At 38.4% G+C, this 13,796-nt stretch carries 12 protein-coding genes and 2 pseudogenes; 6 read left to right on the forward strand and 8 right to left on the reverse strand.

Annotated elements, in window-relative coordinates; genetic code table 11:
* Positions 1–92: 92 nt before the first annotated feature.
* Positions 93–1,334: a serine/threonine transporter gene (locus QT76_RS05635; RefSeq protein ID WP_033616939.1), complete on the forward strand. Its 1,242-nt coding sequence runs from the start codon at positions 93–95 to the stop codon at positions 1,332–1,334.
* Positions 1,334–2,701 carry an L-serine ammonia-lyase gene (locus tag QT76_RS05640; protein ID WP_033616940.1) on the forward strand — a complete coding sequence of 456 codons (1,368 nt, stop codon included), beginning with the start codon at positions 1,334–1,336 and terminating at the stop codon, positions 2,699–2,701. The genes QT76_RS05635 and QT76_RS05640 overlap by 1 nt, the downstream gene beginning before the upstream one ends.
* A 647-nt stretch (positions 2,702–3,348) precedes the next feature.
* Here QT76_RS05640 and QT76_RS05650 read toward each other — a convergent pair.
* Entirely contained in the window at positions 3,349–4,212 is an 864-nt protein-coding gene (locus tag QT76_RS05650; RefSeq protein ID WP_033616942.1) for a hypothetical protein, read from the reverse strand.
* Here QT76_RS05650 and QT76_RS08545 point away from each other — a divergent pair.
* Positions 4,136–4,357, forward strand: a pseudogene (locus tag QT76_RS08545) (hypothetical protein). The gene QT76_RS05650 and the pseudogene QT76_RS08545 sit on opposite strands and share 77 nt — an antisense overlap.
* Positions 4,358–4,599: 242 nt before the next feature.
* On the opposite strand, the gene QT76_RS05655 reads toward QT76_RS08545, so the two are convergent.
* From QT76_RS05655 to QT76_RS08620, 7 genes are all read right to left on the reverse strand, one after another.
* On the reverse strand, positions 4,600–5,031 hold the full coding sequence (locus tag QT76_RS05655; RefSeq protein ID WP_033616944.1) for a DUF1104 domain-containing protein: 432 nt from the start codon (positions 5,029–5,031) through the stop codon (positions 4,600–4,602).
* Between the two features lie 368 nt (positions 5,032–5,399).
* On the reverse strand, positions 5,400–6,260 hold the full coding sequence (locus tag QT76_RS05665) for an outer membrane protein (RefSeq protein ID WP_000750179.1): 861 nt from the start codon (positions 6,258–6,260) through the stop codon (positions 5,400–5,402).
* Between the two features lie 199 nt (positions 6,261–6,459).
* Positions 6,460–6,810, reverse strand: a complete 351-nt coding sequence (gene rplT, locus QT76_RS05670; protein ID WP_001264175.1) for a 50S ribosomal protein L20 — start codon at positions 6,808–6,810, stop codon at positions 6,460–6,462.
* A 95-nt stretch (positions 6,811–6,905) separates the two neighbouring features.
* Entirely contained in the window at positions 6,906–7,100 is a 195-nt protein-coding gene (gene rpmI / locus QT76_RS05675) for a 50S ribosomal protein L35 (RefSeq protein WP_001125542.1), read from the reverse strand.
* Entirely contained in the window at positions 7,081–7,692 is a 612-nt protein-coding gene (infC, locus tag QT76_RS05680) for a translation initiation factor IF-3 (protein ID WP_000089213.1), read from the reverse strand. The genes rpmI and infC overlap by 20 nt, the downstream gene beginning before the upstream one ends.
* Entirely contained in the window at positions 7,689–9,527 is a 1,839-nt protein-coding gene (thrS, locus tag QT76_RS05685; RefSeq protein ID WP_033616946.1) for a threonine--tRNA ligase, read from the reverse strand. Before thrS ends, infC begins: the two co-directional genes overlap by 4 nt.
* Before the next feature lie 39 nt (positions 9,528–9,566).
* Positions 9,567–9,698, reverse strand: a complete 132-nt coding sequence (locus QT76_RS08620; protein WP_001871589.1) for a hypothetical protein — start codon at positions 9,696–9,698, stop codon at positions 9,567–9,569.
* A 190-nt stretch (positions 9,699–9,888) separates the two neighbouring features.
* Here QT76_RS08620 and ppsA point away from each other — a divergent pair, with 190 nt between their 5' ends.
* From ppsA to QT76_RS08080, 3 genes and pseudogenes are all read left to right on the forward strand, one after another.
* Positions 9,889–12,321, forward strand: a complete 2,433-nt coding sequence (ppsA, locus tag QT76_RS05695; protein WP_033616947.1) for a pyruvate, water dikinase — start codon at positions 9,889–9,891, stop codon at positions 12,319–12,321.
* Positions 12,322–12,417: 96 nt separating this feature from the next.
* Positions 12,418–13,305: a DUF874 family protein gene (locus QT76_RS05700; protein WP_050578764.1), complete on the forward strand. Its 888-nt coding sequence runs from the start codon at positions 12,418–12,420 to the stop codon at positions 13,303–13,305.
* A 238-nt stretch (positions 13,306–13,543) separates the two neighbouring features.
* Positions 13,544–13,796, forward strand: a pseudogene (locus tag QT76_RS08080) (hypothetical protein); the annotation flags it as partial.

A 13,796-nucleotide genomic window follows, 5' to 3' on the forward strand; every position in this document is an offset into this window, starting at 1 on the left:
AACCACCCCATTAATCTCAAAAAACCCCAATCATAAAAAGCTTTATGCTACAATGAAAGCTCTTTAACACGATACAAGGGCGGTTTAATAGCATGGCACAAGAAAAAGCGGTTCCAAGAGATCCTAAAAAACTCAATTTGTTTGATTTGCGTTGGATGGTGTCCTTATTTGGCACGGCGGTGGGGGCTGGGATTTTATTTTTGCCTATTAGAGCCGGTGGGCATGGGGTATGGGCTATTGTGGTGATGAGCGCGATCATCTTCCCTTTAACTTATCTGGGGCATAGGGCTTTAGCTTATTTCATAGGATCTAAAGACAAAGAAGACATTACCATGGTCGTTCGCTCTCATTTTGGCGCTCAATGGGGTTTTCTTATCACTTTGCTTTATTTCTTAGCGATTTATCCTATTTGCTTGGTTTATGGGGTGGGTATCACTAACGTGTTTGATCATTTTTTCACTAACCAGTTGCATTTAGCGCCTTTTCATCGGGGCTTACTGGCTGTGGTATTAGTCTCTTTAATGATGTTGGTAATGGTTTTTAACGCTACGATTGTTACGCGCATTTGTAACGCTTTAGTGTATCCTTTATGCTTGATTTTATTGCTTTTTTCTTTGTATCTTATCCCTTATTGGCAAGGCGCTAATCTTTTTGTGGTGCCGAGTTTTAAAGAATTTGTGTTAGCGATTTGGCTAACCTTACCGGTGCTTGTGTTTTCATTCGACCATAGCCCCATTATTTCAACCTTCACTCAAAATGTGGGAAAAGAATACGGCGCTTTCAAAGAGTATAAACTCAATCAAATTGAATTAGGGACATCGCTGATGCTTTTAGGGTTTGTGATGTTTTTTGTGTTTTCGTGCGTCATGTGCTTGAATGCTGATGATTTTGTGAAAGCAAGGGAACAAAATATCCCCATTTTAAGCTATTTGGCTAACACTTTAAACAACCCTTTAATCAACTATGCGGGACCTGTGGTGGCTTTTTTAGCGATCTTTTCATCTTTTTTTGGGCATTATTATGGGGCTAAGGAAGGTTTAGAAGGCATTATTATCCAAAGTTTAAAATTGAAAAAAGCTTCTAAGACCTTGAGCGTGAGCGTAACGATTTTTTTATGGCTGACTATCACGCTGGTGGCTTATATTAACCCCAATATCTTAGATTTTATTGAAAATTTAGGCGGCCCCATTATTGCACTCATTTTGTTTGTGATGCCCATGATAGCTTTTTATAGCGTTTCTAGTTTGAAGCGTTTTAGAAACTTCAAAGTGGATATTTTTGTGTTTGTCTTTGGGAGCTTGACGGCTTTGAGCGTGTTTTTAGGACTATTTTAATGGCTAGTTTTTCTATTTTATCCATTTTTAAAATCGGCGTGGGGCCTAGCTCTTCACACACCATAGGGCCTATGGAAGCGGGAGCGAGATTTTGCGGGTTGTTAAAAGGCATTTTAGAGCAGGTTGAACGCGTTCAAATCACCTTGCATGGCTCATTAGCCTTGACCGGTAAAGGGCATTTGAGCGATGAGGCGGTTTTGATTGGCTTGCATGGTATTTATGCTAACGAATTAGAGATAACAACCAAAAAAGCCTTATTGCATGAGGTGTTTGAAAACAAAGTTTTAAAACTCGCTAACCAGCATTGCATTCCTTTTGATTATTCTAAAGATTTGATTTTTGACAACAAACCTTTAGCCAGACACCAAAACGCCCTCATTCTAAAAGCTTTTAACGCTAAAAATGAGGTTTTAAAAGAAGAGACTTATTATTCTGTTGGTGGAGGGTTTGTCTATACTGAAAAAGAATTAGACAACTTGTCTAAAGAGAGTGAAAATGAAAGCATTGCCTATGATTTTTCAAGCGCTAAGGAATTGCTAGAATTATGCCAAAAACACCAAAAAAACATCGCTGAAATCGTGCGTTTGAGAGAAAATGCCCTGAAAAACCACCCTGATGCAACGATGACTAAAATCTATCATGCGATGCTTGAGTGTTATGATAATGGAGCTAATTCTAAAGAAAAGTATCTGCCTGGTTCTTTGAGAGTAACACGATTAGCCCCAAGCATTAAAACGCGCCTAGAAAAGCACCCCACAAGCGGGAAAGACCCCTTAGCGTTGATTGATTACATTTCGCTTTACGCTCGAGCCATTGCCGAAGAAAACGCTAGCGGAGGCAAGGTGGTAACCGCCCCCACTAACGGGGCGTGCGCGGTGGTGCCAAGCGTGCTTTTATACGCCAAAAACCATTTGTTTGAAAATTTATCGCAAAAATCTATCAATGATTTTTTACTCACCAGTGCGGCGATTGGCTATCTTTACAAGAAAAACGCTTCCTTGAGCGGCGCAGAAGCGGGGTGTCAGGCTGAAATTGGCGTGGCAAGCTCTATGGCTGCGGGGGGGTTAGCTTATTTGTGCCAAGCGACCACGCAACAGGTTTTGATCGCTAGTGAAATCGCTATGGAGCACCATTTAGGATTGACATGCGATCCGGTGGGGGGTTTGGTGCAAATCCCTTGCATTGAACGCAATGTTTTAGGAGCGATTAAAGCGATCAGCGCTTCTAAACTGGCTTTAGAAGATGAATACAAGCCTAAAGTAAGCCTAGATGAAGTGATTGCTACGATGTATGCGACCGGAAAAGACATGAATGAAAAATACAAAGAGACTTCGTTAGGGGGGTTAGCTAAGACTTTAGAATGCTAATGGATAGCTCTAATCTTTAGGGGTTTTATTTCCTAAAAAAGGCTTTATTTTTATCAAATGCAAATAAGCTTTATATCCAACTTTAATATCCTTCAAAAATTTTTAAACATAGGGTTTTAAAGCGTTAGTTTATTGTTTTAGATTCCATTTTATAGTAAAAAGTTTGTTTAAAACTCATAAGAGGATAGGGCATTTTGAAATAATCCCCCTACAACCCCCAAAATTCCCCATAACCCCCTAAGAGTGCGTTATGAGAAATTATTCACTTGCTTACACAAGCTTTTTTATTTTGATTGTGAAAAACACTCAAAGGCATCAATTTGATTACCAATACTCCATTAAAAACTTTTATAGGCTTTATAAAATGCGTTGGAATGTCTTGAGGTTATGTTTAACTCTATCAATCGCTATATTTCAAAGATTTTTGCGTAACAAAACCTTAAGCTAATTGTTACTAATCGTTACCACAAAAAAAGCCAAAAAGCTTGAAGTCTAAAGATTTTAAAAAAGCGGTGGTTTTTAAAAAGATAGCTTAAAACATAGGATAGAGTGATAGGGAGCTAAAAGCCCAAATATAAAGCCTAAAAAGGAGTGCTTAAGAGACTTATTTAAAGCCCCCTACTAAAAGGTAAGCTAGGGCTATTTTACTATTTTTCAGACTTACTAGAGTTGCTAATTTGCTTTTCAAACTCTTGTTGCAAGGCTTGTTGTTGCCTTTCTTTCTTTGAAAGGCGGCGTTTTTTCTTGGGCTTTTTTTGCTTTTTTGAAGAAGTCTCTAGCTCTTTTGAAGCGACCTCTTTAGACGCGCTAGCGCCCTCTACAGGAGTTTGAGCTGTATCCGTGTTAGAAAGATCCGTTTTCTTAGAAGAGCTTATAAATTCAGGGCTATCAGTATGACTTTCAAGTTCCCCACTGCTCCTCTTTTGAAAGGCTGCCTTAGTGTCTTTTTCGGCTTGTTCTTCCATTCTCTTAAGAACGACTGCATCCACTTTTTTAGCCTTTTCTTTTTGGCTTATCCTAACCATGCTGATCAAATATTTGATATACCCATCATACATGTCCCCAAACTGCTCATGCAAAGCCCCAAAATCTGAGCCTTTGTAAAGCCAGTTAAACAAAGGGAGTGAAAGCTCTGTCCCTAGGTCTTTAAGCACATGCTTATAAAACTTTTCTCTGTCATTCACCACAAAAGACACTTTGCCATCTTTATGCTCATAATAACAAACCTTTTGCTCCACACAACTTTCCAAACTCCCCTTAAAGAAAGCTCCAAAAGCCGACAAGTCGCCCTTACTCATCTTGGTTTCAGAATACTGGTTAAAATTCTTCACGCGCTCTTTTTCCAAATTAACCATACTCTTTAAAACCCTCTTGCGGTCTTTTTTCACATTCCCCGTAGAGCCTTCAGAAAACATCACATTGGGATCAACTGTAGTGTTAATAGTGGCAGAAGCTGTCTCTGCTCTCAACAAAAAAGTCGTAGCTACTAATAAAAATAAAATTCGCTTCACACCAAACTCCTAATATACATAATCGCAACAAAAATAAATACTACTATTCATTAAAACCTCTTTTTTAAAAAATCCACCCAAAATTCAAGCTGTTTTGGTCACCTTAAAATACAGATTTTCAAAGGGTCTTTACTATTGGGTATGATACTATAAATATCCAAAAAATACAAACACTCCAAAAACTTTAACCCTAAAAATTTGAGACGCTCTTTACAGCTAAAGGATTTGAGAGCAACAAAGCCCACCCACCAGATAGATAGTCTCTATTTTAAGTGCCCAAACGCCATGACAATTATAACACGAAAACGCCCTAATCCCCACAGCCAAAAGCTAGGGGCTTATGGCGTGGTTTTACAAAAATCAAAAAAAGTTAGCACACCCTAAGCGCTAATGCTTATGATGGCTTGGTTTTTTCCCTTTTTTTCCCTTTTTTTCATGATCATGAAAAGGGCCTTCGCATGCGCAATCATGCAAATCTAGCCCTTCTTCACGATACTCTTTCATGGTCATTGTTTTCTTTTTGTTAGCAATCACTTCAAGAATTTCTTTTTTACGCTTGTTGCGATCTTCTTGGCTTAAAGAAGCTAAATTCTTATCCATCGCTTTCTTAAAATCCGCTTTATAACTTTTACGCTCTTCTTCTTTCATCGCTGCTAATCGTTTATTGACTTCTGCGCGAAACTCTGGAACTTCGCTAGGAGCAACTTTCCCTGCTTGCTCTAATAGTTGCTGATTATCCATGCTCTTAAAATCGCTCGCATTCAAAAAAAGCCCCAAAAAAGTCCCTGTAAATAATAAAGAAACCGCTAATTTTTTCATCAAATGCTCCCAATTCAAAAATAAAAGATAAATTCTATCATCTGATTGATTAAAGATAACTTATAGCGTTTTAATAGCCAATTGATTTTTAAATTTTATGATCAGTGCTCTATTAAAACAGCTAACCTATATCCCTTATTTTTACCTTATTTTTAAAAATAATCAATTTATTTTTGATTTTTCAAAGACTTGTTTGTGTGCGGTTGTTGGTAAGTTCAATAAGTTCAATTGCTTGTAAGGATTGCGATTTCATTTTTGCTGAGTGGCCGTATTGATTAAACAACGGCTTTGATACAAGAAAGTCATAAAAGGCCATAAAGAGCAAAAGCCCTTTTCTATACCCCCCCATAAATTAACCCTAAAACACCTTAAAAGCTTACAATGTAACGCCAATAAAAGGCATAGGGGCGGTGAAAGGTGAATTTATAAGTAACCCCTTCAGGGACATTATCCGCACTAGCGGTATAATAATTGTTGCGAATGGTTTGGATTTTCAAGCCAATTTCAAAACCTTGGTGTTTAGTGCCTAAGCGAATCCCACCATTAACTAAGACCTGAAAATTTGATGGGTGGAAACTCCCTCTATATTCTTCAGCTAAGTCCTTAAAATAATAGTTTGTTGGACCCCAAGAGGTGCCACCAATCGCAACGCCAAGAAAAAACCCAAAATGCAAGTTCTCACGATTGAAAATAGCCGGGTTAAACAACACATCTGTGCCAGCCCCATAGCCAAACATGAAACTTTGAGAACCCTTGCGAGCGTCTCTCATGCCATAATCATTATAAGTGTAATACTTATAATAAGAGCTTGCAAAATCAAAGAATCCGTAATAACGCATTCCAAATTGTGGGGCTTTCTTAAAAAAATGCTTATACCCTACAACAAACCCAAAACCATTGATAGCGTATTGTTGGTTGCTTAAGCCTTTATACCCACGAGTCCCTAGAGCGCCATGAGTAAGCCCTCCTGTGGGGTTTGACGCTGTGGGCATGTTAGGCGTGTTAGAGCCATAAGCCCCACTTTGATTGCCATTACAATTCCCATGGGAACAATTTTGAGCGGTAGTGCTGAGCATACCCAACTGGTAATCAATCCCTATAAAAGCAGCATTTCTTTCACCTTTTTTTGTAGGGCTAGTCTTAATAGCTTTTTCTTGCTTAGGGGTCTCTGCTGACAACAAGCTTGTCATCGCTAGAGAGATAGCACCTACTATAACAGATTTCTTCATGTATTCCTTCCTTCTACATTTTCTCTACTTGAGTTCTAAATGCTACATTCTACTATAAAATTGCTTTCTTTTTGATTAAATATAGCGAATGAATGAGAATAAATTGAAACAAAAATCAATTTTAGGAACTTTTTAGTAAAAATTCCTAAATCCTCTCACCTTTTTTAGGCTAAAACTAAAACCTAACAGCCAATAGAGATCAAAGATGCTCTTTCACGCTCTCTAACACGCTCTTAAAGGCTTGCATGTCATTCATCGCCATGTCTGCTAAAACCTTGCGGTCTAATTCAATGTTAGCCACTTTTAGGGCATGCATGAAGCGTGAATAACTTGTATTGTGCATTCTGCAAGCCGCATTAATCCTTACCACCCACAAACTCCTGAACTCTCTTTTCTTTTGTTTGCGATCCCTAAAGGCGTAATACATGCTTCTTTCAAGCTGTTCTTTAGCCTTTCTAAAATGCTTTCTTCTGCCACTATAAAACCCTCTAGCGAGTTTTAAGACTTTTTTATGGCGTCTTCTGCGCACAACGCCTGTTTTAACTCTCATTTCTTTACCTTTCTTTTTAAAATATTTTTAGGTGCGTTTTTTAAACGACTTTCCCTTAAACAAGGGGATTAACTCCACTTTCTAACCCACAATCCCTAAGCCCTGCAAAGCAACGACATGACAGAATGCGCGTTAGTGTGATGCACATGTTTTGGCGCGTTTAGATTGGCTTTGCGCTTAGGGCTTTTTTTAGTCAAAATATGGCTTTTAAAAGCACTGCCACGCTTAATCAAGTTTTTTTTAACTTTGAAACGCTTAGACGCGCCGCGATTAGTCTTCATTTTTGGCATGATTTTCTCCTTTCATAAGGTTAATACGATTAAAAGGCGGGTTATTTTCTTTAGTTTTCTTTTCGTTTTTGGGGGCTTCTTTAGCCTTAGGTACAAACATCCACGAAACGAAACGCCCCTCAGTTTTTGGCTCTTTTTCAGGGTTGGCTAAATCCTCCATCATTGTTTGCACTCTCAAAAGCACATCAAGCCCGGCTTTTGAATTTTGACTCTCCCTACCCTTTAAAACCACTTTGAATTTGACATGTTTATTGGCTTCAATAAATTCTCTCGCATGCTTGACTTTGTAGTTAATATCGTTTTGCGCGATTTGAGTGGAAAGCTTGATCTCTTTGATTTCAATTTGCTTTTGCTTTTTCTTGGCTTCCTTGATTTTCTTTTCATTTTGGTAGCGGAATTTATTATAATCCATCACCTTACACACAGGGGGCTTCGCGCTCGCTGAAATCAAAACCAAATCCAAACCTAAATTTTGAGCGATATTGAGTGCTTCTTTAGAAGAAATAATCCCATACACTTCGCCATTATCGCCCACGCAACGCACTTCTTTAAAATTAATATCTCCGTTTAACAACACTTCGTTCCTACTCAAAAACTAACCTCTTGCATCTTAGATTCAACCATGTTTAAAAACTCCTTTAAGGGCATTTTATATTGAGCTTGTTTTTCTCTGTCTCTAATGGATAAAATTTCTGTTCCCACTTCTTCGTTCCCTAACACTAAAATCATAGGGATTTTTTGCTTTTCGGCTGAGCGCACCTTTTTATTCAAGCTGTCATTTTTATCCAACACTTCTACAAAAATATCGCGCTTTTTTAGTTCCTCTTTTAATTTCAAAGCAAAAACATGATGCTCTTCGTTAATGGGAATGAGAGCGATTTGAGTGGGCGCGACAAAGAAAGGGAAATTCCCCCCAAAATGTTCGCTCAAAATCGCAATAAACCTTTCAAACGAGCCTAAAATCGCCCTGTGGATCATCACCGGCTGTTCAGCGTGATTACACTCATTAGTGAAAGCGAGCTTAAAGCGTTCAGGCAAATTCATATCCACTTGAATCGTGCCACACTGCCATTTACGCTTTAAAGCGTCAGTGATTTTAATGTCAATCTTAGGCCCATAGAAAGCCCCTCCCCCTTCATCAATCTTATAATCAATGCGGTGTTCTTTCAGGGCTTCTTTTAAAGCGCTAGTGGCCTTTTCCCAAACTTCATCATCGCCTATAGATTTAGTTGGTCTAGTGGATAATTCCATTTCATAGCTAAAGTCAAACGCTTTCATGATCTTATGCGTGAAATCTAAAATCGCGCTCACTTCGCTTTGGATCTGTTCAAAAGAGCAAAAAATATGCGCATCGTCTTGGGTAAATTCCCTAACCCTTAAAAGCCCATGCAACACGCCGCTTTTTTCATGCCGATGCACCACGCCGTATTCATAAAACCTTAAGGGCAAATCCCTGTAGCTGTGTAAAGCGCTTTGATAGACTTTAATATGCCCCACGCAATTCATAGGCTTTATGCCGTATTCTTGCTCATCAATCGTGGTGAAATACATGTTTTCTTTATAGTTGTCATAATGCCCGCTGATTTTCCACACATCGCTCTTTAAAATCTCAGGGCCTTTAACCGGCTCATAGCCTCTTAAAAGTAACGCTTTACTCAATAAATCTTCAATGCGTTTCCTAAGCCTTGCCCCTTTAGGCAACCATAAAGGTAAGCCCGCCCCTATCTCATCATCAAAACTAAAAAGCCCTAGCTCCACGCCTAGCTTTCTGTGATCTCGTTTTTTCGCTTCTTCTATTTGGAAAAGATAGTCTTTTAAGCCCTCTTTGGTGGCAAAAGCGATGCCATAGATTCTAATGAGCATTTCATTGTTTTCATCGCCACCCAAATAAGCCCCGGCCAATTTAGTGAGCTTGAAATGGTTTAAAAAACGGGTGTTTGGGAGGTGTGGCCCCTTACACAAATCTTCAAACTCGCCTTGTTTATACACGCCAAATATATCGCCACTGATTTTACTCATCACCGCATGCTTTAATTCATCGCCCTTAAAACGCTCCAAGGCTTGCTCTCTGGTTAAAACCTCTTTAGTGATAGCGAGCTTTGACTTCGCAAATTCTTTCATTTTCGCTTCAATTTTAGGCAAATCCTCTTCGCTGATTTTTGAAGCGGTTTTAAAATCGTAATAAAACCCCTCTTCTACCACAGGGCCTACAAAAAATTTCGCGTCCGGATAAAGGGTTTTCAAGCTTTGCGCAAGCAAATGCGCGCATGAATGCCTGATCACTTCTAAAGCCAAAGGCGAATCATCAAAAAATATCGGCTCGCTCCCTTTTAACGCTTTGATCCCATCGCTCAGCCCTAAGACTTTCGCGTTCTCTAAATCTATTATTTGCTCGTCTTTATAAACGGCAATCAGTTCCGCACTCATTCTTTAAAACTTATGTTTCCTTTCTTTAAACCTTAAAATTCAGCAATCTTTTGATCCAAACCCGCATTGCACTTGCGAATCCACTTTCTCAGCTTTAGGGTCGCTCATAGGCTTTAAACACGCTTGTAAAAATACCATACAAAACAAATTCAATAACAACCGCCTATACAAAACCACCCTTTCTATATTCAAAAATACCTAACTAATCGCCTATTATACAATAAAATCATAAATCAAAAAGAATACACCCCTATTAGAAAGCTTAGAATACAAACTAGCTAAAACTAAAGCTCTATCATGCTATCATTCATTAATTGGATTTTTGTTTTAAAAGACTTAATGATAATTTTAAGGGAGTTTTGTGCGATATATCAAGTTTTTCAAAGAGTTGAACAATAAGAACGTGAATCTGGTTGGGGGCAAGAACGCTAGCATTGGTGAAATGTTTCAAGAATTAGTGCCAATTGGTATTAAAGTGCCTGATGGCTTTGCTATTACAAGCGAAGCGTATTGGTATCTTTTAGAGCAAGGGGGGGCTAAACAAAAAATCATAGAGCTTTTAGAAAATGTTGATGCTACCGAAATTGATGTGTTAAAAATCCGCTCCAAACAAATCAGAGAGCTTATTTTTGGCACGCCTTTTCCTAGCGATTTAAGAGATGAGATTTTTCAAGCTTATGAGATTTTAAGCCAGCAATACCACATGAAAGAAGCCGATGTGGCTGTAAGGAGCTCCGCTACTGCAGAAGATTTGCCGGACGCTTCTTTTGCCGGGCAGCAAGACACTTATTTAAACATTAAGGGTAAAACAGAATTGATCCACTATATCAAATCCTGTTTAGCGTCGCTTTTTACCGATAGAGCGATTAGCTATAGGGCGAGTCGTGGGTTTGATCATTTAAAAGTCGCCTTGAGTGTGGGGGTGCAAAAAATGGTGCGAGCGGATAAAGGCAGCGCGGGCGTGATGTTTTCTATTGACACCGAAACCGGTTTTAAAGATGCGGTGTTTATCACTTCAGCGTGGGGGTTGGGCGAAAATGTGGTGGGTGGCACGATAAACCCTGATGAATTTTATGTGTTTAAGCCCACTTTAGAGCAAAACAAACGCCCCATTATCAAACGCCAACTCGGCAATAAAACGCAAAAAATGGTCTATGCCCCAAGGGGTAGCGAACACCCCACCAGAAACATTAAAACCACCAAAAAAGAATGGCAATCCTTTTCATTGAGCGATGAAGACGTGCTGATTTTAGCCAAATACGCCATTGAAATTGAAAAACACTACTCTAAAGAAGCCAAACAATACCGCCCCATGGATATAGAATGGGCTAAAGATGGCGAGAGCGGGGAAATCTTTATCGTTCAAGCGCGCCCAGAAACCGTTCAAAGCCAAAAAAGTAAAGAAGAAAATCAAGTCTTTGAAAAATTCAAATTCAAAAACCCTAACGAAAAAAAAGAAATTATCTTACAAGGCAGAGCGATTGGGAGTAAAATTGGCTCAGGGAAAGTGCGCATCATCAATGATTTGGAGCACATGAATTCTTTTAAAGAGGGCGAAATTTTAGTTACGGATAATACCGATCCGGATTGGGAGCCTTGCATGAAAAAAGCGAGTGCGGTTATCACTAATCGTGGAGGGCGCACTTGCCATGCGGCGATTGTGGCGAGAGAAATTGGCGTGCCAGCTATTGTTGGAGTGAGCGGAGCGACTGATAGCCTTTATACTGGCATGGAAATCACGGTTTCTTGCGCTGAGGGCGAAGAGGGCTATGTGTATGCAGGCATTTATGAGCATGAAATTGAAAGGGTGGAGCTTTCTAACATGCAAGAAACGCAAACAAAAATTTACATCAATATTGGAAACCCTGAAAAAGCCTTTAGCTTTTCTCAACTCCCTAATCACGGCGTAGGGCTGGCCAGAATGGAAATGATTATTTTAAATCAAATCAAAGCCCACCCTTTAGCTTTAGTGGATTTGCACCACAAAAAAAGCGTGAAAGAAAAAAATGAAATTGAAAACCTCATGGCAGGCTATGCTAACCCTAAAGATTTTTTTGTGAAAAAAATCGCTGAAGGCATTGGCATGATCAGCGCAGCGTTTTACCCTAAACCCGTCATTGTAAGGACTAGCGATTTCAAATCCAATGAATACATGCGCATGCTTGGCGGCTCTAGCTATGAGCCTAATGAAGAAAACCCCATGCTTGGTTATAGGGGGGCTAGTCGGTATTATTCAGAAAGCTATAACGAAGCGTTTTCGTGGGAGTGTGAAGCCTTAGCGTTAGTGAGAGAAGAAATGGGCTTAACGAACATGAAAGTGATGATCCCTTTTTTGCGCACCATTGAAGAGGGTAAAAAAGTCCTAGAAATCTTAAGAAAAAACAATTTAGAATCCGGTAAAAACGGGCTTGAAATTTATATCATGTGCGAATTGCCGGTGAATGTCATTTTGGCTGATGATTTCTTAAGCTTGTTTGATGGCTTTTCTATTGGATCAAACGATTTAACCCAACTCACTTTAGGCGTGGATAGAGACAGCGAGTTAGTCAGCCATGTCTTTGATGAAAGGAATGAAGCGATGCTAAAAATGTTTAAAAAAGCGATTGAAGCTTGTAAAAGGCACAACAAATATTGCGGGATTTGCGGGCAAGCCCCAAGCGATTACCCTGAAGTGACAGAGTTTTTAGTCAAAGAAGGCATCACTTCCATTTCTTTAAACCCTGATAGCGTGATCCCCACTTGGAACGCCGTAGCCAAGTTAGAAAAAGAGTTGAAAGACCATGGCTTAACTTGATAATAAATGGGTTGATCTAACTTGAGTGGGTTTTTCGTATTAGTTTCCATGATATAATTTAGAAAAGTGGGATTGTTTTTTGAAAAAAGGTTGGTAATGAAATCAGTAAAAACAGGAAAAACAAATAAGGTTGGCAAAAACACAGAGATGGCTAACGCAAAGACAAATAAAGAGATTCATTTTAAACAAGTGAGTGCCATTACAAATACGATCAGATCGATTGGTGGGTTTTTTACAAAGATCGCAAAGAAAGTTAGAGAACTTGTGAAAAAACACCCCAAGAAAAGCAGTGCGGCATTAGTAGTATTGACCCATATTGCGTGCAAGAAAGCGAAAGAATTAGACGATAAAGTCCAAGATAAATCCAAACAAGCTGAAAAAGAAAATCAAATCAATTGGTGGAAATATTCAGGATTAACAATAGCGACAAGTTTATTATTAGCCGCTTGTAGCACTGGTGATATTGATAAACAAATAGAACTAGAACAAGAAAAAAAGGAAGCTGAAAACGCTAGGGATAGAGCAAACAAGAGTGGGATAGAACTAGAACAAGAAAAACAAAAGACCATTAAAGAACAGAAAGATTTGGTTAAAAAAGCAGAACAAAATTGCCAAGAAAAACATGGCCAATTCTTTATTAAAAAAGTAGGAATTAAGGGTGGCATTGCTATAGAAATAGAAGCTGAATGCAAAACCCCTAAACCTGCAAAAACCAATCAAACCCCTATCCAGCCAAAACACCTTCCAAACTCTAAACAACCCCGCTCTCAAAGAGGATCAAAAGCGCAAGAGCTTATCGCTTATTTGCAAAAAGAATTAGAATCTCTGCCCTATTCGCAAAAAGCTATCGCTAAACAAGTGGATTTTTATAAACCAAGTTCTATCGCTTATTTAGAACTAGACCCTAGAGATTTTAATGTTACAGAAGAATATAATTATTTAGCTAGTTCTAAGCTTCTTAATTTTCTAATGCTAACTTTTTAAAAACTATTTCTGTATTCTACCATAAATTTTGAAATTTTTGTTTTATAGAATAAAATCGGAAAAATTTTTCTTTGCAATTTTATTATTAATAGGGGAGAGAGATATTTATATAATTGCAATTACTATATTATATATATCTTTTTATTCTTTTTTATAAATAAGCTCCTTGTTTTTGATTTTTTATAAATTACGTTCTTTTTGATTTCTATTGAAAAATTTAATATTGAGAGGACTTTTTATGAAAAAATCAAATGACAATAACGCACTCGCCAGAAGTCAAAGGGAGTTGTTTGTAGGGATTAGGGATTTTATTGTTTTTAAATTTAAGCGTATGGTTGTTTTTAACGGAGCAAGGGATTTTACAAAAATGAGATTTTTGTCCATAGAATTAGAAAAATGCGAAAATATTAAAGATTTGGAAAAATTATGTCATACAATTTATAATCAAGGCACAAAGCATATTTTGATGATGCGTGTATTGTTTTTGTTCT

The organism is Helicobacter pylori SA37A (genome assembly GCF_000476015.1).
Classification (GTDB): domain Bacteria; phylum Campylobacterota; class Campylobacteria; order Campylobacterales; family Helicobacteraceae; genus Helicobacter; species Helicobacter pylori_DB.

Excerpts from the sequence above, each read along its gene's own strand:
- QT76_RS05700 (WP_050578764.1), top strand. The coding sequence starts at position 12,418 with ATGAAATCAGTAAAAACAGGAAAAACAAATAAGGTTGGCAAAAACACA.
- thrS (WP_033616946.1), bottom strand. The coding sequence starts at position 9,527 with ATGAGTGCGGAACTGATTGCCGTTTATAAAGACGAGCAAATAATAGAT.
- rpmI (WP_001125542.1), bottom strand. The coding sequence starts at position 7,100 with ATGCCAAAAATGAAGACTAATCGCGGCGCGTCTAAGCGTTTCAAAGTT.
- rplT (WP_001264175.1), bottom strand. The coding sequence starts at position 6,810 with ATGAGAGTTAAAACAGGCGTTGTGCGCAGAAGACGCCATAAAAAAGTC.
- QT76_RS05665 (WP_000750179.1), bottom strand. The coding sequence starts at position 6,260 with ATGAAGAAATCTGTTATAGTAGGTGCTATCTCTCTAGCGATGACAAGC.
- QT76_RS05635 (WP_033616939.1), top strand. The coding sequence starts at position 93 with ATGGCACAAGAAAAAGCGGTTCCAAGAGATCCTAAAAAACTCAATTTG.
- QT76_RS05640 (WP_033616940.1), top strand. The coding sequence starts at position 1,334 with ATGGCTAGTTTTTCTATTTTATCCATTTTTAAAATCGGCGTGGGGCCT.
- QT76_RS05655 (WP_033616944.1), bottom strand. The coding sequence starts at position 5,031 with ATGAAAAAATTAGCGGTTTCTTTATTATTTACAGGGACTTTTTTGGGG.